This window comes from Phycisphaeraceae bacterium (assembly GCA_015709595.1).
Taxonomy (GTDB): domain Bacteria; phylum Planctomycetota; class Phycisphaerae; order Phycisphaerales; family SM1A02; genus CAADGA01.
Map to the genome: position 1 here is coordinate 3798901 of CP054178.1, position 22676 is coordinate 3821576.

Here is a 22676-nt window from a genome sequence, read left to right on the forward strand (position 1 = left end):
AAGCCAACCAAAATCACGACGAGGTCGTCGTGGATTGCGCAAAGGTCCATCAGACTAGGCGGCATGCTGGAAAGTTGCCCAGAGTGACATATGGCTGTGCTGAATGCCCTCGATTGGCGGCAGACCACGTACACTCCCACCATGCGCATCCTCGGCATCGATCCCGGCCTGCTCCTGACCGGCTACGGGTGCGTCGAGTTATCGGCTCGTTCCGTCGAGCCGGCCCTGGTCGAAGCGGGCGTCTTCCGGCTCAAGCCGCGCACGCCGATGCCCTTCCGCCTGCGGCAACTCCACGATGACCTGTGCGGCGTGCTGGATGAACTCCAGCCACGGGTGATGGCGGTGGAGAAGCTGTTCGCCACCTATGTCCACCCCCGCACGCCGATCCTGATGGGGCACGCCCGGGGCGTGGTGCTGCTGGCGGCCCAGCAGCGGAGCTTGGAGATCATCGAACTCTCCGCCACCGCCGTCAAGAAGGCCATCACCGGCAACGGCCACGCGAGCAAACGGCAGATGCAGGAGGCCATCCGCACCCAGTGCGGCCTGGAGAAAGCACCATCTCCCCCCGACGTGGCCGACGCCATCGGCATCGCCCTGTGTGCGGCAAGGCGGGTCAACGGACTGGCCTGAACATCACTCGATGAGGGCGGCTGTCGAACTCCGCCCCTGGGCTGACGGCTGATGGCTCTCACTCCCCCGCCGGCCTCAGCACCACTGTCACCGCCGTGCCGGGCCTGGGCACGTGCTTCGAGTTCACTTCCCACTCGGGCGGCTGGATGTCCACCTGGTCGGGCAGCACCTCGGGGAAGCAGAGCATCTCGTCGCCGAATGTCACCAGTCCGATCACCGAGCCGGAGTAGTCCGCCTCGTAGATTTCCGCCACGCCGAAGTCGGGCGGGGCCTGCCGCATCCGCGAGCCGCCGAAGGTCCAGGGGCGGTCGGGGAACTCGTTTTCGCCGAGGTGGTCCCGAATCCATCGCCGGATCGGCTCGGTGACCATCTGTCCCTGTTCGTTCGTGTAGATGACCTCGACGATCACCTCGTCCCCCGTGGGAGGCACGGTCGAGACGCGGTCGTTCTCGTACACCCACCGTCCAGGCGAGCCGGGCTTGAGCCCGATCAGCAGCAGCGCGGCGTGAATGTGGCTTGGCCGGGCCCGCGTGACGATGAGCGACTCGTGCTCCTTGGTGCCGGGGGTGCAGACGATGAACTCCAGCCACCCGGCGTCCAGGCAGGCGACGCCGTCGAACAGCACGGCCCGGTCGTCCAGCCGCACCTCGATGTGCGGGAATGGGTGAAGGACCGTCGGCTGGCGCGGCTGCGATTGAACCGCGCCCGCGCCCCCGCGGCTGTCGGACGCCCCCGGCGACGATCCGCCCGCTGAAGGACGGTGCGGATCAGGGCGCGATGACTCCGTTGCGGTGACGTGCTCCCCGCGAACCGTGGCCTCTTGAGCCGCCTGAGAACCGGACTCCGAAGCGGTTGTCCCGGACGCTTCAGCCACGACCGCTTCGGTATGCGCCGCCGCAGGATCGCGATCTCTTGAGGCGCAGCCGGACGAAAGGACAAGCAGGCCGCAGAGTCCGATCGTGCGGACAATGCTTCGCAGGCGTCTGTCGGGGTGCGGTGTCACGGCCGGTCGCATCGCCATCCGAGAGCTCCAACGCCTCGGTTCCACGGCATGGAACGAAGACGCGAGGCGAAGAAAAAAGGCCCGGTAGAGGAAAATCCTCTAACCGAGCCCTTCCGGGGGCAATGTCATCGACGGAAGGGAGTATAAACGACGTTCTTCACACAACGCAAGGCGGTGGTTCCACAAAATCACCTTTTTGCAAAGTTTTTTTCGTTCGATCAGGAAGACCACTGACCCCCCTTGATGTGAAAATAGGTAAAATGGACATCCGCTTGACGAGAACAGTTCGGCTGATGGTGGGCCTTGATCGGGATCGGGAGCCAGCCCGCGAGGGGGAGAACACCTTTGCGGGCTGGCCCACGGTGGACGGCCTGGGGATGTTCTGTGAGCTGGACATCACCTGCCGGGGTCTGCCGGACCCGGTGACGGGCTACCTGGTGAACATTGCCGAGATCGACGCGGCGGTTCGGACTCACGCCCTTCCCCTACTGGAGCGGGGTGTGATGACCGCCCCCGGTCGGTCTCCCGCGATGCTTCTGCCTGACCTGCTGAACGCCGTGCAGCGGGGACTGCGTCCCACGGTCGCCGGGCTTCGGTGGCGTCTGTCTCCGTACCATTCGATCGCCATGGATGCCGCCGACAACGCCCACTACCTGCTGCGCGAAACCTTTGAGTTCGCCGCCGCCCATCGGCTGCACTGCGCCGATCTCTCCGACGAGGAGAACCGGCGGATCTTCGGCAAGTGCAACAACCCCAGCGGGCACGGGCACAACTACCGGATCGAGGTGGCGGTCAAGGCGCCGCTGCCCAGTGGCGGCATGCCGGCGCCGTTCGGGGTGAGGCATCTCGAACGCCTCGTTCACGAGCAGATCCTGCGGCGGTTCGATCATCGCAACCTGTCCATCGACACGCCGGAGTTCGCCTCGATCAACTCGTCCGTCGAGAACATCGCCCGAGTCTGCCACGACCTGCTGCGTGAACCAATCGCCCAGGCGGGCGGCGAACTGCGGCATGTCACCGTGTGGGAGACGGAGAAGACCTGCTGCACGTATCCCGGCTGAGAGCGCCGGTCAGCCATCCTCATCCAACGTCGCCTTCCGCCGCAGGATGTGGTGGTAGTGCTGGGCGAAGCGGTGGGCCTCGTCGCGCATGGCCTGGCAGAGCCGCAGCGCCGGGTTCTCACGTCCGAGACGAATCGGCGCAGCGCGGTCCTGCACGTAGATGAGCTCCTCCTTCTTGGCCAGCGAGATCACCATGGGGGGCTTCACCTCGAGCTGGGCGAAGGCCTCCATCGCCGCGTGCAACTGGCCCAGTCCGCCGTCAATCAGGATCACGTCCGGGTAGAGTTCATCGCCCGCTCCGGCGTCGCGGTAGCGGCGCGACACCACCTCGCGGATCGCCATGTAGTCGTCGTTGTCGGCGGTGGTGATTCGGTAGCGACGGTAGCCGTCCTTGAACGGGCGGCCGTCCATGAAGGCCACCTTGGAGCCGACCGTCTCGCCGCCCTGCAGGTGGGCGATGTCGATGGCCTCCATGCAGCGGATGGGCTGCGTCAGCCCCAGCAGTTTGCGCAGGGCCCTCAGCGACGCCGCGGGATCGGTGGCGAAGACCGTCACCTCCGGCTGCCAGGCGCCGCGGGTGGCGCGATAACGGCGCTCGCGGTCATCGAGCTTCTCGATGGCGCTGATCTGGTCGCGCAGCGACGCGGCACGCTCGTACTCCCGCGCTTTCGACGCCTGCTCCATCTCCTCGCGCAGTTCGCGCAGCATGACGCTTCGCTTGGACGAGAGAAACCGGATGAAGCGCTGGATGTCCTGCCGGTAGTCCTGCTTCGAGATGCGCTCGGCGCAGGGGGCGGAGCACTGCTCGATCGGATGCAGGATGCACGGCCTGAACCGGGCGTTCCGCGGGTCGCCTTCGTGAATGTCCAGCGTGCACGTGCGGTACTTGAACACGCGCTGCAGCAGTTGAACGCTCTCGCGCAGCGCGTGAACGCTGGTGAACGGGCCGAGGATCGTCGCGCCCCGGAACTGCTCATCGCCCGGCGTGCGCGTGATGTACACGCCGGGGTAATCCTCCCGCGTGGTGATCGCCAGGTACGGAAAGGTCTTGTCGTCAGTGAGCAGCGTGTTGAAGCGCGGCCGCAGATCCTTGATCAGTCGGCTCTCCATCAGCAGGGCTTCCCACTCGCCCTCGCATTCGATCACATCGAAGTCCACGATCACGTCCAGCATCGGCTGCTTCTTCGGACCCAGATCGGTCGAGCCGACGAAGTACGACCCCACCCGGCTGCGCAGCGAGCGCGCCTTGCCCACGTAGACCACATGCTCGGCGGCGTCCTTCATCAGGTACACGCCGGGCGTGCGCGGCAGCGACCGCGCCTTGGCGATCAGCCAGGCGAGACGCTCGGGAGGCGTTGAACCATGAGCGGAGGCATCCATGCGATCAATCGTAGGAAGCGGCATGGGCATCCCCGCCCTTGCCAGAGAAAGCGGCACAGGCGTCCCCGCCTGTGCGGAGCGGGGAAGGGAAACCCCCGCGGCCAATCCCCGGGATCGAGCGGGTGAGCACTTCCGGCTAGAATCGGCGACGCGGGGACACCTCACCCCCCACGGAGACCTGCCTCATGCGACTGATCGGACTTCTCGCCGCCCTTGCGCTGACCGCCATCGCCTCCGGCTGCGCTTCGACCAACGCCCAGTTCACCGCCGCACAGAGCGAGGGTTGGAGCCACTACGGCGAAGCCATCGAGCCCAAGAGCCCCACGGTGTCAATCGGCTCACTCGGCGGCACCGAGAAGAACGTGGTCATCACCGGAACGATCCGCGAAGTCTGCGCCCAGAAGGGCTGCTGGATGTACGTGACCGACGAGACCGGCGCGGAGGTGTACGTGCGGTTCAAGGACTACGCCTTCTTCGTGCCGCGCAACGCCGCGGGCCACCGCGCTGTGCTGCACGGATCGACAGAGAAACGCATCGCGGGCGTGGATGAACTGCGCCACCAGGCCGAGGACGCGGGTAAGAGCGAGGAAGAGATCGCCAGGATCACGCAGCCCAAGATGATCATCCTCTTCCACGCCGATTCGGTGTACATCCACGGCGAGGGGCTGGATGCGCCGCACCGGCAGTGACCGGCCGCAGGCGCCGAATGACACGCGTGACCCGCGCATACTCATCGCATTCTCCCCCAACAGTTGCGGGGTAGACAGCGTACCGTCCGCGCACGCCACGCACTCGGCGGAATTCTTCATCCTACATGCCTGGCATGCCCAACGTTGACCGCGCCTGGCGCGCCAGCGCGCGAAGCGCGATCACTCTCGGTCGCCTGACTCGGATCCGACGGTCTTGCCGCCTCAGGTCACGCGACAGTCACGCCGGCGATGCGAAACGTTAGCAAAAGGCGTGCCGTAATGTGGCAAAAAAAAAAAACAACTCAACAAATCTTGACGATCGACACCGGTGACGCTACTTTGCACGTGGTTGAAGGAAACCCTATGGATATGCACCGCCGAACACCTTCGCGCGGATTCACGCTGATTGAAGCGCTGGTAGTGGTCGCGATTCTCGCCCTTCTGATCGTCCTCGCGATTCCGGCGATTTCCCGGGTCACACGCGCGCGCAACACCGCGATGAATCTGTCGGCCATGCGCGGACTGGGTCACGCGATCAGTCTGTATTCACAGGACCATGACCTGAACCTGCCGTTCTACGGCACGCCGGGGCTGCCATCCGAGCCGGCGCGGTTCCCCAACGCGACCCTGGGGACGGCGGGTGGAGCACTCATCTTTCGCATCCACGCGCTACACTGGTCCACCGGCGTCACGCCCTACATGTCGGGATCGCCCGTCCTTCCCGATGACGCTCTTCCTGGCGGCGCGATCAAAGATGCCGAGTATCCCGAAGGTATGGTGAAGTGGTGTCGTTACTGGATGACCCACACGGCATTCGCCGCCCCCGAGTTCTTCAAGACCGGCGAACTGCACACCCCCACGCTTGTCCGTGGCGTGCGCTTCAACGAGTTCCGGCACCCCGCGCGCAAGGTGCTGCTCACGGATGTCGGCAACTCGAAAGGTCAGTTTGAGCCGAGCCATCCCGGCGAGGGCGCGCGGGTGCTCTTCGTTGACGGCTCCGCTCGCACCATCCCGTGGACACCCAGGTCATTCGATCCCGGAATCGGTTTCGGTTTCTGGGTTACGACGCGCCTCCCCGGAATGGCGACCGAGGGCGGTTCAAAGGGTGTGGATGATTTCAACTGAGCCGGACAACTCTCACTGAGTCTTCGGATGATTGCGATGCACAAGTCGGAACTTGTCATCATTATCGTGCAGACCAATCCGCCGTGGCCGCAGCAATGCTGGTGAGGACATCCCGCATGAGCTCCCGTCAGGTTCTGGCTATCTCCGGCAGCGCGGTAGCCATCGTGCTGGTGGCGATCGTTGCGATCGTGCAATACCCGCGGGCATTCCGACAGCGCGACACGCCCGCGGAGTTGTTTCGAGCCACGCGCCCCGTGATGGCGGACCTCGCCATGGCGCCGCTAGTGAACTGTGAGGCCGTACGGTCGGCAATGAAGAACATGGTCTTTGAGGGCGTGGAACCCTCTCTCGATCAACGCACCGCACTGCTGCGAAAGGTCGAGGAAGCCGTGTGCCTCTTCTATGTCGAGCGAGACCCGCACGCCTATTGGCAATGGCGACTGCGGGATGGGCACGCGCCCCTGTCGCACGACGCGATCGAGGCGGCCACCGGAAACGCCCTTGAGCCGTGGATCAATGGGATGCGCAAAGCGGCCGATCCGACCCATCAGGATCGCCCGCTGCCCGCCGATCCCGCCGAGGTCTTCGCCGCGTTCTTTCGCGCTTCCTGGGGATACGCGGGAGAAGGCAGAATCCCAACCGCCATCACGGTCGATGCCCGGGGGCTCCAATCGGTCTTGTTCCAGACCAACATGCCCGAATCCGGCTCGGTTTCGCTCACCGGCGGTATCGGCCAGGACGCCTGGCGTGGGGGGAGTGGATGGAGTGAGATGCGCTGGTTCGACCCACTTCCAAAGAACCCGCAGCAGACGATGTGGTTGTGCGCGCGAGTTGGCATCGTCTTTGAATATGCAAACGGCATTCGCCACCCGGTGATTTTCAGACTCGTCTGGCACCCCGATCGGCAGATGTGGGAAGTCCTGCAGGCATCGCTGTTCAACTTCCCGATCGATGGTGGTATTCCGCCCATGCAATGGCTGCTGTGACCATGCACCACGCCGCGTTGTCACCTCGGAATTCGACAGCCGTCGTCGTCAGGTGCGCTCTGGGAGCGGTTTTTCTGGTCGCGGGGACGGAGAAGGCGTTCGACCTGCAGGGCTTCACGACGGTCCTCACCTGGCTCACTGGTTGGAAGTCGCCGGGCGCGCTGTATTCCCTGGCCACGACCATCTGTGCCTGGGAAATGACGCTGGGCGTGTTCCTGTTGACGGGCGCCTTGCTGCGCCAGTTGCTCATCGCGACGATTGCCACCCTGCTGGCTTTCTCCATCATCCTGATCGTGATGCTCTTCGATGCATCGGCACCCGCATCGTGTGGGTGTGGCAGACTTCTGATGGTTCTGAGGGAGTTTGCAGACTCGAAGGTTGCCGCGCTCGGGAGGAACGCCGTGCTGGCGGCGGCGGCGTTGTGGCTCCTGCTGTTCCAGCGCCGTCAAAGCAGGCGGGAGAGCATGGTGGAGGCGTCGGCGGCACGCGTGGCGAATCCGGGTATCATGCCCGTCGATGACCAGTAAACGGGCGACGACTCCGAACATCCTCATCCGCGGCGGCCGCGTCATCGACCCCGCCAGCGGGTTTGACCAGACCGCCGATGTGCTCGTGGCGGACGGGCGGGTGGCGAGCATCGGGCGCATCTCGCCGAGCGAGGCGGCAGAGGCCGGCGCCGAGGTGCAGGTCATCGACGCCGAGGGCTGCATCGTCAGCCCGGGACTGATCGACATTCACGTCCATCTGCGCGAGCCGGGGCACGAGTACAAGGAGACCATCGCCACCGGCAGCGCTTCCGCCCTCAATGGCGGGTTCACCACCGTCTGCTGCATGCCCAACACCAACCCGCCGCTGGATTCCGCAGCCCAGGTGGCTTTCGTGCTGGGGCAGTCGGCCCGTGCGGACGGGGCGCGGGTGTTTCCCGTGGCCGCCGCCACGGTCGGGCGCAAGGGCGAGCACGTGGGCGCGCTGTGGACGCTGGCGGAGGCCGGCGCGGTGGGGTTTTCCGATGATGGCGAGTGCATCATGGACGCCGCAGTCATGCGCAGCGTGCTCATCGCCTCACGCGAGGCGGGGCGGCCCTTCATGCAGCACTGCCAGGACCATTCGCTCTCGCGCGGCGGGGTGATGAACGCCGGCGCGCTGGCCGCCCGCATGGGGCTGTCCGGCTGGCCCGCCATCGCCGAGGAGATCATCATCGAGCGCGACGTGCGTCTCAACCGCGACATCGGCTGTGCGTACCACGTGCAGCACATGAGCTGCGGCGGGTCGGTGGAGATTGTCCGCCGCGCACGGCAGGCCGGTCAGCCCGTCACCGCCGAGGTGAGTCCCCACCACCTGCTGCTCACCGAGGACGCCTGCGGCGGCTACAACACGCAGGCGAAGATGAACCCACCCCTGCGGGGCCGGGCGGACATCGCCGCGCTGAAGGAAGGCGTGGCCGACGGGACCATCACCGTGCTGGGGACCGATCACGCGCCGCACTCGGAGGATGAGAAAGCCCGCGACTTCGCCAGCGCGCCCTTCGGCATTATCGGGCTGGACTGCGCGCTGCCGCTCTACATGCGGGCGCTGATCGACGATGGGGTCATCGGCTGGCCGCGACTGCTGGCGTTGATGACCAGCGAACCGGCGGCCCTCGTGGGGCTGGATCGGATGGGGCTGGGGTCGCTCACGGTGGGCGGCCCGGCGGACATCACCGTCATTGACCCGGACCTGGAGTGGACGATCGCGCCGGAAGAGTTTCGCTCCCGCAGCCGCAACTGTCCGTTCTTCGGCTGGAAGGTGCGGGGAAGGGCCCTGGCGGTTGTCGTGGATGGCGTGTTGAAAACCAGCCGGGCGGGCGAGCGGGTCCGGCAGGCCGCCCGGTGATTGACGACGATTCGGTTGATGAAGGGGAGGTTGAACATCCCGATGGGATGTCCTAGGATGGACATCCCCGTGTGGAGACTCTCCGCCGCTCGCCCGCGTGGACCGGCCTGCGGCGTCCCCTGAACCTGGGCTTCCCCGCCCACATGCCTCACCCCAAGCGCCCTTGCGCGGGTCCGGCGTCGGTTTGGCTTTCCCGCCTGCTGATGCGTCCACCTGATCCGCCGGTGTCGCTGCCCAGGAGCCAGTCATGGCCTCTCTCGTCCGCGATCTCATCGAAGCCGGCATTCACTTCGGTCAGCGCAGCAGCAATTGGAACCCGAAGATGCGCTCGTACATCTTCGGCGAGCGCAAGCAGATTCACATCATCGACATCAAGGAGACGGTGAAGGGTCTGCTGCTGGCCAAGAAGTTCATCAAGAAGACCGTGAGCGAAGGCAAGGACGTGGTCTTCGTCGGCACCAAGCGTCAGGCCCGCGCCTCGATCGAGCGCTACGCGGCGGACGTGAAGATGCCCTTCGTCACCGAGCGCTGGCTGGGCGGCACGCTGACGAACTTCCGCACCATCCGCGAGCGACTGAAGCGGCTGGTTGAGCTCGAGACTCTCGCCGCCTCCAGCGAGTTCAACACCTATTCGAAGAAGATGCAGTCGCAACTGACGCGTGAGCTCAAGAAACTCAAGCGCAACCTCGACGGCATCCGCACGATGGACAAGCTGCCCGGCGCGCTGGTGGTGGTGGACGTGAACCGCGAGATCAACGCCCTGTTGGAAGCCCGGAACCTGGGCATTCCGACCATCGGGCTGATCGACACGGACGGCAACCCCGACCTGACGGACATCCCGATCCCAGGCAACGACGATTCGATGCGCTCCATCGACGTGGTCATCCGCGAGCTCTGCGCCGCCGTGACGGAAGGCAAGGCCATGCGTCCGCAGGAGCGCGAAGGCGCCGGCGAGCCGCGCGGCGAAGGCGCCCCCGCCCAGGGGCCGCGCCGCAGCCGGCGGTCGCAGTTCCGCGCGGAGGACGCACCGGCCCCCGCCGAGAGCACGGAAGCCCCGGCGACCCCGGCGGCCACCTGAGAGAGACGACCCGCCCGCGGCCCCGCCGCGGTTTCGCACTCGACATCCCTTCAATACCACGACCCGTCGCCGTCTGTTCCGTCGGCGCGGGTTCTGCGGACGGAGCACCTGCCCATGGCGGAGATCAGCGCCAAAGACGTCATGACCCTGCGTGAGAAGACCGGCCTCGGCATGATGGACTGCAAGGAAGCCCTGCTCAAGAACGGCGGGGACATGAAGAAGGCCGAAGAGTGGCTGCGCGAGAAGATGAAAGGCAAGATGGATACGCGCACCGAGCGCGCCACCGCCGAGGGGCGGCTGGGCATCGCCGTGCAGGGCGCCAAGGCCTCCATCGTCGAAGTGCAGACGGAGACCGATTTCACCGCCAAGAACCCCGAGTTCGTGGCCATGGTGGAGGCCGTGGCCGGCGCCGCCCTGTCGCAGCCCGCCGGAGCCGTGCGGCCCGACGGCGCCATCAGCAAGCGGGTGGATGATGTTCGCATCAAGACCGGCGAGAACATGAAGTTCGCCCGCGGAGTCACCCTCGAAGGCGGCACGTTCGGCTCCTACGTCCACCACGACTGCAAGCGCGGCGCGCTGATCCAGGTGGAGGGCCAGGCCGATCCCGAACTGCTCAAGAGCATCTGCCAGCACATCGTGGCTCATGTGCCGCCGCCCATGTCGGTCAGCGCCGAGGACATGCCCGCCGAGACGCTGGCCAGGGTGAAGTCCGAGGCGGAGAAGGAAGCCGCCGCCACCGGCAAGCCGCCGCAGATCGCCCAGAAGATCGCCGAGGGCAAGGTGCGCAAGTTCCTCGAGGAAAACACCCTCCTGGAACAGAAGTTCGTGCGCGACGACTCCAAGGCCATCAAGGAGCTGCTGCCCAAGGGCGTGAAGGTGCTGCGATTCGTGCGCTACACCGTGGGTCAGGGTGAGTGAACAGGCGGCACAACACTCGGCATGTCGCGCCGCTGAAACCCGAACCGGGCGGCAACGTCGAGCGGCTTCCGCCCGTCAGGTTTCCGGCGAGTCATCCATCGACGACGCCCCGGCGTCCGCTGCCTCATCCGGCGGCGACAGACGCTCGCTGATCTCGCGCGTGCGCCGACTGACCTCGTCGTAGATGCTGGCCAGCAGCCCGACGATGGGGAACCTGCCTCGAAGCGGCGAAGGGCCCATCCGGCGCAGCAGCGCATGCGACACCGGACGGGCGACCGGCTCAACGGCGTCAGGGGACGCCTGCCCGCTCCGCGACCAGAAGTGATCGATCTCCTGCTCCAGCGGGAGAGGCGTGACGCGATCCAGCCCGAAGGACGCTTCGGGATGAGCCGCCACCATGCCCTGCGAGCGCATGGCGCGGTTGCGCCGCACGCGCTCAAGGAGCGACTCGAGCGGCAGCCCGCGCATGGCGAAGAAGCCGCCCGGGCGCGTCCGCGCAAGGTCCGCGAGCACGACCAGGGCGAGCGGAATGTGCAGGCACGGCCTGGCCCAGGGGCAGTCGCACCGGGCGGACGCTTCCTCATCTTCCAGCGGGCCGAGCGGCGACCCCAGGGCTCCCAGGGCGATGGTCGCCTCCTCCGACCACGCACCGCCGAGCAGCTCGGTGACCAGCGCGGCGCGGTTGGTCAGGAGTTCGACGACGTGGGACTCTTCACCACTGGTCCACGGGCGCAGCGACACGCGCACCCGGAATGGACGCCGTCGCTCGTTCGACACTTCAACAACCGCTTCCCGGTCCTCGAACATCACGGACAGGACCGCCCCCTGCAGCGCGGCCTGGTACGCGGCGTTCACCGCCTCGTCACCAAATCGGCGGCGCACCGCGTCGATCCACGGACGCGACCGCGCGTCAGATGACAGGACATCCAGGAACGCGCTGGGACGAACCCCGCGGCGGCGGCGCCGACCGCCCGTGGCGGGGGTCGTCGAGGATGGATGCGCGCCGGGGGAGACCTCGCCGGGCTGATCCGGCGCGGATTCCGCATCAGGCCGTCCCGACGGAGCGTCGGACGGCGGAATCGACGGATTGGACGGGGTGGCGTGGTTCACTCCTCGCCCTCCAGCGCGGTGGCGCGCAGCGTCAGGATGTCGCGGAGCTGGCCCGTGGAGAGTTCGGTCAGCCAGGCGTCTCCGCTGCCCACGATGCGGTCGGCCAGGTCGGTCTTGGCTTCGAGCATCTCGTCGATGCGCTCCTCCAGCGTGCCGCTGCAGATGAGCTTGTGAACATGCACGGTGCGCGTCTGTCCGATGCGGAAGGCGCGGTCGGTGGCCTGGTTCTCCACCGCCGGATTCCACCACCGGTCGAAGTGAATGACGTGATTGGCGGCGGTGAGGTTCAGGCCCACGCCTCCCGCACGCAGCGAGAGGATGAACACCATCGGCCTGCCGTCAGCCCGCTGGAAGTGATCGATCAGCTCCTGCCGCTTGCCGCGCGGCGTGCCGCCGTGGAGGAACTGCACGGGCGCGCCCAGTTCGTGGCGGATGATGCGGCTGAGCAGGTGGCCCATGCGCCGATACTGCGTGAACAGCAGGGCCTTGTCGCCGGCGGCCACGACCTCATCGAGCAGGTCAAGCAGTCGGCGCACCTTGCCGGAGCGTCCGGCCAGTCCGACGACGTCGCCGCCGATCTCGCCGTCCGACTCCTGCTCGTCGTCGGGCGCCACGTTGGCGGGATGGTTGCAGATCTGCTTGAGCCGGACGATGCCGGCGAGCACCAGCCCGCGGCGCTGCATGCCTTCGACCCGGTCGGCCTGCGAGAGCATCTCCGCCACCACCTGCTCGTACATGGCGGCCTGCTCGGGCGTCAGCGACGCGAACTCCTTGGTCTCGACCAGGTCGGGCAGGTCTGGAACCACCTCGGGATCGGTCTTGAGCCGGCGGAGCACGAACGGGCGGATGACGGCTCGGAGCGCCTCGGCCCGCTCACGGTCACGATGGCGCTCGATGGGCAGCGCGAAGCGGCGACGGAACTCGCCCGACGAGCCGAGGTACCCCGGGTTGCAGAACTCCATGATCGACCAGAGCTCGGAGAGCCGGTTCTCCACCGGTGTGCCGGTCAGCGCGATGCGGCGCTCCGCCGAGAGAGAACGGATCGCCTGCGCCTGCTTGGTGGGCGTGTTCTTGACGTACTGCGCCTCGTCGAGCACGATGCGCCGCCACGGCACGCGCCGCAGCGTCTCCACGTCGCGGCTGACCAGTCCGTAGGTCGTGATGATCACGTCCACGCTTCGCGCCAGCGAAAGAAACGCATCATGGGTGGGGCGATCCAGTCCGTGATGCACGTGGACCCGCAGCGAGGGACCGAAACGGTGAATTTCGCGCATCCAGTTCCCGGCCACCGACATCGGCGCCACGATGAGCGTGGGACCGATGGAGACAGTGCCGGGTGCTGGATGCTGAGGACTGAGCGGGTGGCTGGTGACTGGCGGCTGGTGGCTCCGCTCTTCTGCTTCCCCATCCTCCCGCTCCCCCGCTCGCCCGCTCCCCCGCTCTTCTTCTCCCGACGGCTGACGGCTGACGGCTGACGGCTCGTCTCCCACCCCGTTCCGCTCATGCAGCAGCAGCGCGATCAACTGAATCGTCTTGCCAAGCCCCATGTCATCGGCGAGGCACGCGCCCAGCCCGTGGGCATCGAGAAACGCCAGCCATGAAAGCCCGGCCTTCTGATAGGGTCGCAGGGAGCCGACGAACGACGCCGGTTGATCGATGAACATGAGCGACGCGCTGGCGAAGCGGCCCTCCAGCAGGTCGGCGATCCAGCCGCTGGATCGAATGCCGACCACGGGCAGTCGCGGCGCGTGAGCGTCCAGTCCGTGAGCGGCGCGCATCGCCTCGGCGATGGTCATCTCACCCGACGCTCCGCGCGACAGCAGGTCGCGGGCGGCTTCCAGATCCTCCGGCCGCACTTCGACCCATTGACCGCCAAGCCGGACCAGCGGGGATTTTTCGCGGGCCAGGCGCAGCACGTCCTCCGCCGAAAGCGGACGATCCCCAACCGAGACCTGCCACTCGTAGCGAACCAGCGTGTTGAGACCCATCGAGATCGGCTGCGGGGATGGCGCCGCGTCGCCGCCGGCTCCGCCGGCCGGTTCGTCATGGGCCAGCACCAGGCGCAATCCAAGTCGTCCGGTCGTCCGGCCCCACCATTCGGGCGCCAGGATGCGCACCCCGGCCTCCTCCAGCACCGGGGCGGTGTCGCGCAGGAACTCATAGACCTGCCTGGTGGTCAGCGCGATGGACGACGCCGACGCCCCCTGAACCAGGTCGCGCAGCCGTTCGTCGATCAGTTGAATCCTCGCGATTTCACGCAGGACGAAGTCCTGGGCGTCATCCACCGGGCACCGCAGCGGGAGTCGCTCCGCGCCCCGTCGCCACAGGTCGGCGACGTCGATGCGCTCGCCCACGCCGTCGCGCGGGTCGAGCAGCGCTTCGACGCGCCATCGCTCGTCGCCCGCGCGGACCACCTCGGCCATGTCTGGCTCAAGCACGCGCAGACCCAGGCGATAGGCGGCGCTCTGGTTGGCGTCGATCAGGCGACCCAGCCACATCCGCACGTCGCGGAAGACATCTCCCGCCGAGCCGTTCACGCGCACCGCATCGGATCGATCGAGCAGACCGCCCAGCACCGCTACCGCGGCATCGGACTCGGCGTCACGCCCTTCCAGCGCCTCGGCGTAGTTGTCGGCGGCGAGAATGCGGCGCACCGTCGCCTCCACCATGCCGGCGATCGCATGCGTGAGGATCAGCCACGGCTGATGGTTGAACCCCCCCGGTTCGGCGCGCACCACCGGGGGCATCGACCCCAGCAGCCCGGATACCCGCGTCGAAGCGGGTGGATCATGAAGCCACGGCACCCACGCGGCTTTCAGCCGTCCCCCCGGCATCTGGTACACGCTCGGCACGAATCGCTGATCGAGCAGCAGCCGTTCGACCAGATCCGCCACGTCCGCCAGGTACGCGGCGCCGGCGCCGATCGGCGTCGAGGCGTCCGAGGTCCGGTCGAGCAGCGCCCGCAGCCATTCGAAAGCCGGGCCCGCCGGCAGCCGCAGCGTCGGAAGTCGGAATGGCGCCAGCATCATGGGTGAGCCGTCCGGCTCAATGCCGGCGAGAATGCCCAGTTGATCGCTCGGCGCCGGACCGGTCTTCAGCACCGGCAGGCGCAGCGTGAGGACGCCCTCGCTCGCTTCGTCCAGCGACCGCGACTCGACGCACGCCGCCACGCGCCGCAGTTCCTCCAGCGACGCGGCGAATGGGTGCGGACGCACCTCATCCGGAACGGGACTGGCCGCACCTGGTTCGCGGGACTCGCCGGGCGCGTGCCACCGCGCCAGCGATTCACCCCAGAGATGCAGGCCATCTTCAGACCAGTTGGCGTGGAGAACGAGCGTCAGCGCAGCCCCCTCCGTGGGAGTGGTCGTGTCGTCCCCTCGATCGCGGGGAATCGAATGATCGAGCCGGGGGTCGAACCCGGGACCTACCGCTTAAAAGGCGGTTGCTCTACCGACTGAGCTACTCGATCGGATGCGCCCAGCCAGCACATCGCACAGGTCCACGATGCGCCGCCGGACTGATTGAATGCCAGTGACAACGGTAGGCAGCCATGCCGAGACGGCCAACATCGAGAAGGCATCGAGGGATCAAGGCATCGAGGGGTTGCGGGATCGACACGGCAAGCCAGCGTGGAAGACCTCGTCGGTCAGGGTGGAGCGCCGAGTCGCCGCACTCGATCACCGCGCAGAATCCGCGCATCGCGCGCGATTCGCGGACTTTCGCTGACCCCGCCCCTCGGAACGTCCGATGTCCGATACAACAGGGGCGAATCGAGCGATCGGCGACTCAAGGGGGGTCTGAAAGTCGTCCGATAAGGGATCACGCGATGGAGTCGCACGACGCATCGCAGCCCGCATCGACCGATCGTCGTCGCGGGAGGAGCCAGGGATTGCCACGAACGAACACGACCATCGCGTCCACAGTCATCATCGGGGCCTTCGCCCTTGTTGGATGCCACGGCGCGCCCAGAGCGACAACGGCTGATCCTGTCGCGTCACCCGCTCCCCCGCCTCACCCAGCCCATGACCGGCGCGTCGCCTTCGCGCCGGGTACGCAATCCGACGGTCCGTCCGCTCCGCGAAGCGCGGCGTTCAGCGTTTACGGCGAACGAACCTTCCAGCCGGACGGCGCCATCGGGTTCGGCGACGGCTCATCCAACGTCTCGCAGGTCACCGGCGCCACCGATGGACACGCCTTCGACCCCGCGGTGGACCCCACCGGCAAGTGGCTGGCCTTCGCCTCCACGCAGCATCGGCGCACATCGGACATCTACCTTCAGCCCATCGGCGGCAGCACGCTCACGCAGCTGACCAACGACCCCGCCGAGGACATGATGCCATGCTTCAGCCCCGATGGGAAGTGGGTGGCCTTCACCTCCAACCGCGCGGGCAACTTTGACATCTACATCGTTCCCGTCACCGGCGGGCAGCCGCGGGTCATCACCGACGACCCGGCGGATGAAGTCCACCCCTCGTGGTCGCCGGACGGCAAGCGTCTGGTCTTTTCACGCTTCGCCGACCAGAGCCAGCGGTGGGAGCTGTGGACCGTGGAAGTCGCCAACCCCGGCGTCCGGTCTTTCCTCGACTACGGCTTTCTGCCGGAATGGTCGCCCGATCCGGCGGTCAACAAGATCGTCTTCCAGCGGGCGCGGGAGCGAGGCAGCCGGCTGCACAGCATCTGGACCATCGACGTGATTGACGGCCAGGGGCGCAACCCCACCGAGATCATCTCCGCCGCCAACGCCGCCTTGGTCAACCCCACGTGGTCGGCGGACGGTCGGCGCATCGTCTTTGCCGCGGTGATCGACCCGCGTCAGGAGGCATCGAGCCCTCCGGCCCAGTCGGAACTGTGGCTGGTGAATCTCGACGGCACGGGACGCACCGCGCTGACGCGAGGCGAATCCGCGGACTTTCAGCCCGTGTGGGGACCGGACGGGCGGGTGTACTTCGTCTCCAACCGGAGCGGCAACGACAACATCTGGGCGGTGTCCACCCGGACCGCCGTGGCGGGCTCCCCACCGTCGCGTGAGTCGGTGGCGACCGTCCCCACGAACGAGTGATCAACGCGCGGCACGAGGCCGCGCCTTTCAAGGGACGGGTGGAACCCGTCGGCAAGGCAGGACGCCATGACAAGTGGAAAGGCCATGCGCGCCGGTTCGCGTTTCCCCGGCATCCTCGCGGTGCTGGCGGTCATCGTGCTTCCGGCGCTGGGCGGCTGCGGCGGACCAACGCTCACCGATCCGGCGACTCTTCACTCGCCGGCGCCGTACGAGCGGATTCTCGCCGTCGCCCCCTTCCTCAACGAATCGGGCGTCTCGCGGCTCGACGAAGCCCACGTCGCCGACCTCTTCGCGCAGGAGGCGGAGCAGGTCCGCGGCATCCGCACGATCCCCGTCAACCGGGTGATCGCGGCGATGCAGGCGCTTCAGATCGACGCCGTCACCACCGAGCACCAGGCCCGGTCGCTCATGCACCTGCTCAACGTCGATGGGCTGGTGGTCGGCACGATCGTCACCTACGACGCCCACCCTCCGCTTCGGCTGGGAATGGCGGTCGAACTGGTGACTCGGGACCGCGCCAGCGCCGGCACGCTGGACCTGCGCCAGAGCGTCCGTTCGCCCGCCGGCGAACCGACCACGCCCACGGAGCGGGGCGTCGCCAAGGTGCGGACCTCCGGGCTGTTCGAGGCATCCAACCACGAGACGAGACGGCAGCTGGAGCAATACGCCGCCGGGCGCAGCGTTCCTGACAGCGCCTACGGCGGGCGCATCTACGAGGTCAGCATGGCCCAGTACACACGGTTCGTCAGCCATCGGCTGCTCGGCGATTTGTTCGCCCAGGAGCAGCGACGGATGGACCTGGCGGCCGCGGAACGAACCACCTCCCGCTGAGGGCGCCAGCCCTCGGCGGGAAACCGACGAGGAGCACGGATGCCCCTGACCACGACCGAGCATGACCCGAAGACGCCTGACCGGGGTTCGCCCCCGACGGTCGGCTTCGCGCCGCGCCCGGCCTGACGCAAGACGAGAGAGACACGGCAGGACCCTTTCCATGAAGACCCCCATGCGCCACGACCAGACCTCGCAGCCGCTTCCCATCGTGCAGGCCTTTCTTGACTACCTGCTTCATGAGCGCCACTTCAGCGCCTACACCGCCCGCTGCTACGGCGTGGACCTGCGCCAGTACGTGGATTATCTCGCCGCGGATCAGAAACTCGAAATCGTCCCCGAGCGCGAGCAGTACGCCATGACGTACTTCTCCACCCCGCAGCGCAACGGAGCGGCGACGAACGGCGCCAACCCCAACGTGGTGCATACGGTGGAGCCGGCCAGCATCACCCGCTGCATGCTGCGCAACGATGTCAACGGCATCCGCAACTTCCTGGCCTTCCTGGCCGAGCAGAACTACTCCCCCGCCACCATGGCGCGGAAGATCGCCACCCTGCGGTCGTTCTACAAGTGGATGCTCCGTCGTGGGCTGGTGGAAGCCAACCCCATGCTCCTCATCCGGACGCCCAAGCAGCCCAAGCGTCTGCCCAAGGCCATCGGCGTGGAGCAGATCGAGCGCCTGCTCGCCGCCCCGGATGACGGCTCGCTGCTGGGCGCCCGCGACCGCGCCATCCTCGAGACGCTCTACTCCACGGGCATCCGCGTGAGCGAGTTGGTCGGCATCAACCGCGCCGATCTCGATGAGGCCGGCGAGGCCATCATCATCCGCGGCAAGGGCAAGCGTGAGCGCATCGTGCCGCTCGGTTCGCACGCGCTGACCGCCATCACCCATTACCGCACCATGCTCGATGGCGACATGCTCAAGGCCGGGCTGGTTCCATCGCCGACATCGCCCTTGTTCATCAACAAGCACGGCGGTCGCCTGAGCACCCGCTCCGTCCGCCGCAAAGTCACCAAGTACCTCGCCGAGGCGGGTATCGACACCCACATCAGCCCCCACACGCTGCGCCACTCCTTCGCCACCCACCTGCTGGACAACGGGGCCGACCTGCGAAGCGTGCAGGAACTGCTGGGCCACCAGTCGCTGAGCACCACCCAGGTGTACACCCACCTGTCCACGCGACGGCTTCGCGACGCCTATCTGGACGCCCATCCGCGCGCGACGGGGTGAGGCGGGGGTTTATTGGCGTTCGGCTGTCGGCTGCCTTGTGCCACGGCTCCTAGAGCCGTGCGAGCGGCCCGTGATGACCGATCGCGCCTTGCCACCGCGTGGGGGCGACTACCTCACGATTCTCTTCTCTTCCAGATGACCCCGCACCTCTCCCTCGCGCTCGCACGGCCGCCACGGCCGTGGCACACGCCCACTCGTGGGACTGTCACCAACGGGTTCTGCCCGGCAAGTCGATCTTGCCCAGTTTCACACAAACTTGCAAAATCCGGACTTGTGGGTTGGTTGATTCTGCGGTACCTTTACCGGGGTCTGCTGGGTGCTGCGCGCCCGGAGCACCGACATCACGAGTTCGTACCGCCGCGCGGGGGGCCGTGCTGAGGTTGTTCATTCCACAGATCAGAGGACGAGACCACCATGAAGGGACGCATCTTTCTGTCGGCCTTCGGCATCGCCGGCTCGGCGATCGTCGTGGGCCAGCTGACCGCCACGCCCGGCGCGACCGCCTTCGAGGAGATGGAGGCGACCGCGGAGAACCTCCTCGCCAACCGCTACGACATCACGCCTTGCATCATCAACGATCTTCGTCAGTTCGGCAAGATCGGCACGTTCCCGCATGGAACCGTCGGCCTCGGTTTCGCCACCACCGGGCACAACGTCAATCACGGCGCGGACTCGCGCAAGATTCCGTGGTATCAGTCCACTGGCAACCTCAACCCCGGTCAGGGCGGCGTCGATCACCCCATGATCGGCCAGAACATGTACCGCATCAACGCGGACGGACGCATCGAACAGATCGGCCTGGCGTGGCTGAAGCACGCCTGGTTCGCCGTGCAGGGCACGTCCTGCGGATCATGCAACGCCCACAGCAACGGCCAGCAACTGGGCGTGGGCTGCGCTGATCCGTACTCGTCCGGCAACAACTCCGAGCAGCGATGGCTTGGTCCGCGCTGGGAAGTGAAGCCCAACGCCAACATCTGGATGGATGGACAGTCCTTCGCCGGCAGCCACTTCGCCCGCAACAGCGGCGGCGGCGACAGCGGGTCGCACAACGCCGTGGAGCACCGGCTGCGCGTGCGCATGAGCGACCTCGTCACGCCCAACGCCACGTACTACATCGAGGGCGCCTACTGGCTCACCAAGGATCTGAACAAGGCGGAATGGGCCGATCTGCATGAGACGCCCGCCGACATGTTCAACAACGCCACCCACCGGCGCGTCACGCCGAACCACAGCGGCAACGGAGACTTCACCTTCAGCATCCAAGGCAACACCATCAACGGCCCCCTCATGTGGCAGTGGGGCCAGGTCAAGTCCGCCGCCACCACCGCGGACGTGGATCAGGGCGTGGTCTACGTCTCCTCGCGCTCCGTGGATCTGGGCGGCGGGCTGCACCGCTACGAGTACGCGGTGTACAACCTCTCCTTCGACCGCGAGATCACCGGGCTGCGCATCCCCGTGGGCGACGCCCAGTTGACTGACTTCGGCTTCCACTGCCCGCTGGACGGCTACTGGACCACCGAGACCAACTTCGTCAATGAATCGCCCTACGACTATGGCGCGTGGGTGCCCACGGTGAAGAGCGGCGTGCTCTCGTTCGACGCGCCGGAGCCGCAGGGTCAACTCCTCAAGAACACCCATCGCTACGGCTCGCTGTACACCTTCTGGTTCACCGCGAATGCGGCACCCGACTCCAATGCGGGCACGATGACCATTGTGCCTCACGTCGCGGGCAGCCCCAGCACCTTCACCGCCAGTGCCGTGGTGCCGGGCAGCGGGCCTGATCTGGCGGTGTTGACCAGCATGAACAACACCCGGGGCACGATCATCGGCGGCAACCTGCAGTCACTGGTCGAGTCGGACGAGGACAAGCTCCGGGTTCGCTCGGGCTTCGGACAGACCTTCACCGACCTGCACTCCACGCTGCTGCAGGTGGATGGCAACACCACCGTGCAGTCGCCCGTGACGCTCAACGTGCGCATCGAGGGCAACCTCGTCAACGCCAACGGCACGCTGACGCTTCGTCTGCGCGACTGGGGCGGCTCAACCAACGTGATGGTCGGACAGCAGGCGATCGGCAACACCGAGACGGTCCTGTCCTTCGAGGGACTGGACGCCTCCAAGTTCGTCAGCGGCAACGGCGACATCCGCCTCATCATCCGCACCGTGGTGGTGGTGCCGGTCTTCGCCTACCAGTACACCAATGAGTTCGACCAGGTGAAGATCGAGGTCATCAAGTAAACGACCCGGCCAGTGGACGGTGCTCATCGAACCCCTCGGGGCGGGCCACCACGGCCCGCCCCGTTTCATTCCTGGCGGAGGGTCATCCGCAGCCGCTGCGTCGTGTCGTCACGGCGGGCGTCACGGCCACGTGCGTGCATCACGGATGCCGGCGGTGCTTCGCGCACCGCGCCGCGAGGATCGTGCGATTCCGCGGCGCGTCACCGAGTCCGGCGACGGTCATTCATGGGCCCGATACACGTGGCATGATGCGCGCATCCGGGTAGGATGGCGGTGCAAGAGGCGGCGTGCGATCCCCCGTCGGGCGGAGCACCCGCCACGACTTCGATGTGTTCTTCACTCTGATATTCTCCGCCCGCCTGCTCTTCCGTTCTCCTGCTCTCCTGACTTCTGACACGGTGAGTTCCGACCATGCGCATCGTCGTGATCATTCCCGCCGCCGGCCGGTCTGAACGCTTCGCCCCCGGCACCATGAAGAACAAACTGGAGCAGGATCTGGGCGGGCGACCCGTGTTCATGCGTTCGCTGGAGGCGCTGTCGAATCGACCGGAGATTTCGACCATTCTCGTGGCGGTGAATCCGGACTCGCTGGACGAGTTCCGCATGCGATGGGGCGACGCGCTGGGACTGCGCGGGGCGAAGGTGGTCGCCGGGGGCCGCCTCGAACGCTGGGAGACGGTGAAGAACGCTCTCGCGCACGTACCGGATGACGCCACGCACGTCGCGGTGCATGATGGGGCCAGACCCTGCCTGAGCGATGATCTCATCACGCGGCTCTTTGAAGCGGCGATGCTGTTCGAGGCGGTCATTCCGGGCGTGCCGGTGCCGGCCACGCTGAAACGCGTGAGCGAGCAGGTCGAATCCGCGGCGCAGGATGACGCCTTGGCCAGCGCCATTCTGGGCGACGCGGGCGCTTCCGGCACGGTGGCTCGCACCGTGGTGGAGACGATCGACCGACGGAACGTCTACGCCATCCAGACGCCGCAGGTGTTCGAGGCGGACCTGCTCAGGCGGGCCTACGCACAGCCCGACCTCGACAGCACGGACGACGCCACGCTGGTGGAGCGGCTGGGCGTCCCGGTGCGCGTCATCGAGGGGGACGCGCTCAACATCAAGATCACGACGGAAGTTGATCTGCGCCTGGCGCGGGCGATTCTGCAGGTGAAGCCGGAGAAAGAGCGGCCAGCCCACCTGCGATTCTGATGCTTCGGTGACTGACGCGATCGGCACTCAGTTCTGAGCGGTCATCGCAGGAACGCGGAAGTCAAAATAGGATGACTTGGCAAAGTTGGCGGTGATGGTTGCCCAGAGCGCACCCCGGAGTTTTTGCTTGCGTTTTTCCGAGCAACCAGATATCTTGGAGCGTCGTTGGGGTGATCGTGGGCCGCAGGAAAATCGCAAACCCAGACACCACGACGCGACGCGCGACACAGACGCGTGTTGACACCGGGGTCGCTTGTGTGCGGTC

At 66.7% G+C, this 22676-nt stretch carries 18 protein-coding genes and 1 tRNA gene; 14 read left to right on the plus strand and 5 right to left on the minus strand.

Features of this window, described 5'->3' with window-relative positions; all coding sequences use genetic code 11:
• Window positions 1-141: 141 nt before the first annotated feature.
• Window positions 142-630 (plus strand): crossover junction endodeoxyribonuclease RuvC, encoded by a 489-nt coding sequence (locus HRU76_16075; GenBank protein QOJ19218.1) that lies wholly within the window; start codon window positions 142-144, stop codon window positions 628-630.
• A 58-nt stretch (window positions 631-688) separates the two neighbouring features.
• Here the strand turns inward: HRU76_16075 and HRU76_16080 are convergent, their stop codons facing one another.
• On the minus strand, window positions 689-1504 hold the full coding sequence (locus HRU76_16080) for a hypothetical protein (protein QOJ19012.1): 816 nt from the start codon (window positions 1502-1504) through the stop codon (window positions 689-691).
• 401 nt (window positions 1505-1905) lie between these two features.
• Between HRU76_16080 and HRU76_16085 the strand changes: the two genes are divergently transcribed.
• Window positions 1906-2694: a 6-carboxytetrahydropterin synthase gene (locus tag HRU76_16085; GenBank protein QOJ19013.1), complete on the plus strand. Its 789-nt coding sequence runs from the start codon at window positions 1906-1908 to the stop codon at window positions 2692-2694.
• A gap of 9 nt (window positions 2695-2703) precedes the next feature.
• Here HRU76_16085 and HRU76_16090 read toward each other — a convergent pair whose 3' ends face one another.
• A complete protein-coding gene (locus HRU76_16090; GenBank protein QOJ19014.1) occupies window positions 2704-4074 on the minus strand; it encodes an excinuclease ABC subunit UvrC in 1371 nt (456 codons plus the stop codon).
• 185 nt (window positions 4075-4259) lie between these two features.
• Between HRU76_16090 and HRU76_16095 the strand changes: the two genes are divergently transcribed.
• The 7 genes from HRU76_16095 to tsf all read left to right on the plus strand — a co-directional run bounded on the left by HRU76_16095 (window position 4260) and on the right by tsf (window position 10742).
• Complete coding sequence (locus HRU76_16095) at window positions 4260-4763, plus strand: DUF4920 domain-containing protein (GenBank protein QOJ19015.1); 504 nt, start codon at window positions 4260-4262, stop codon at window positions 4761-4763.
• Window positions 4764-5042: 279 nt separating this feature from the next.
• Window positions 5043-5888 (plus strand): type II secretion system protein, encoded by an 846-nt coding sequence (locus HRU76_16100; protein QOJ19016.1) that lies wholly within the window; start codon window positions 5043-5045, stop codon window positions 5886-5888.
• A 116-nt stretch (window positions 5889-6004) separates the two neighbouring features.
• A complete protein-coding gene (locus HRU76_16105) occupies window positions 6005-6874 on the plus strand; it encodes a hypothetical protein (GenBank protein ID QOJ19017.1) in 870 nt (289 codons plus the stop codon).
• A 2-nt stretch (window positions 6875-6876) separates the two neighbouring features.
• Window positions 6877-7401 carry a hypothetical protein gene (locus HRU76_16110; GenBank protein QOJ19018.1) on the plus strand — a complete coding sequence of 175 codons (525 nt, stop codon included), beginning with the start codon at window positions 6877-6879 and terminating at the stop codon, window positions 7399-7401.
• Window positions 7391-8746, plus strand: coding sequence for a dihydroorotase (locus HRU76_16115; protein ID QOJ19019.1), 1356 nt, complete (start codon window positions 7391-7393; stop codon window positions 8744-8746). The genes HRU76_16110 and HRU76_16115 overlap by 11 nt, the downstream gene beginning before the upstream one ends.
• A 247-nt stretch (window positions 8747-8993) precedes the next feature.
• A complete protein-coding gene (gene rpsB, locus HRU76_16120) occupies window positions 8994-9824 on the plus strand; it encodes a 30S ribosomal protein S2 (GenBank protein ID QOJ19020.1) in 831 nt (276 codons plus the stop codon).
• Window positions 9825-9938: 114 nt separating this feature from the next.
• Window positions 9939-10742, plus strand: coding sequence for a translation elongation factor Ts (gene tsf / locus HRU76_16125; GenBank protein ID QOJ19021.1), 804 nt, complete (start codon window positions 9939-9941; stop codon window positions 10740-10742).
• Between the two features lie 75 nt (window positions 10743-10817).
• On the opposite strand, the gene HRU76_16130 is transcribed toward tsf, so the two are convergent.
• The 3 genes from HRU76_16130 to HRU76_16140 form a co-directional block, all read right to left on the minus strand.
• Complete coding sequence (locus tag HRU76_16130; GenBank protein QOJ19022.1) at window positions 10818-11852, minus strand: hypothetical protein; 1035 nt, start codon at window positions 11850-11852, stop codon at window positions 10818-10820.
• The gene (locus HRU76_16135) at window positions 11849-15067 is read right to left on the minus strand and encodes a DEAD/DEAH box helicase (GenBank protein ID QOJ19023.1); all 3219 of its coding nucleotides are present in this window, start codon (window positions 15065-15067) and stop codon (window positions 11849-11851) included. Before HRU76_16135 ends, HRU76_16130 begins: the two co-directional genes overlap by 4 nt.
• Before the next feature lie 181 nt (window positions 15068-15248).
• Window positions 15249-15321, minus strand: a tRNA-Lys gene (locus tag HRU76_16140).
• A gap of 420 nt (window positions 15322-15741) precedes the next feature.
• On the opposite strand from HRU76_16140, the gene HRU76_16145 reads away from it, so the two are divergent.
• The 5 genes from HRU76_16145 to HRU76_16165 all read left to right on the plus strand — a co-directional run bounded on the left by HRU76_16145 (window position 15742) and on the right by HRU76_16165 (window position 22411).
• Window positions 15742-16911 (plus strand): TolB family protein, encoded by a 1170-nt coding sequence (locus tag HRU76_16145; GenBank protein ID QOJ19024.1) that lies wholly within the window; start codon window positions 15742-15744, stop codon window positions 16909-16911.
• Window positions 16912-16977: 66 nt separating this feature from the next.
• Complete coding sequence (locus HRU76_16150) at window positions 16978-17742, plus strand: hypothetical protein (GenBank protein QOJ19025.1); 765 nt, start codon at window positions 16978-16980, stop codon at window positions 17740-17742.
• Window positions 17743-17902: 160 nt separating this feature from the next.
• Window positions 17903-18970 (plus strand): tyrosine recombinase XerC, encoded by a 1068-nt coding sequence (locus tag HRU76_16155; protein QOJ19026.1) that lies wholly within the window; start codon window positions 17903-17905, stop codon window positions 18968-18970.
• A gap of 414 nt (window positions 18971-19384) precedes the next feature.
• Window positions 19385-21208: a hypothetical protein gene (locus tag HRU76_16160; protein QOJ19027.1), complete on the plus strand. Its 1824-nt coding sequence runs from the start codon at window positions 19385-19387 to the stop codon at window positions 21206-21208.
• 411 nt (window positions 21209-21619) lie between these two features.
• Complete coding sequence (locus tag HRU76_16165; protein QOJ19028.1) at window positions 21620-22411, plus strand: 2-C-methyl-D-erythritol 4-phosphate cytidylyltransferase; 792 nt, start codon at window positions 21620-21622, stop codon at window positions 22409-22411.
• The last annotated feature ends 265 nt before the right edge of the window (window positions 22412-22676 follow it).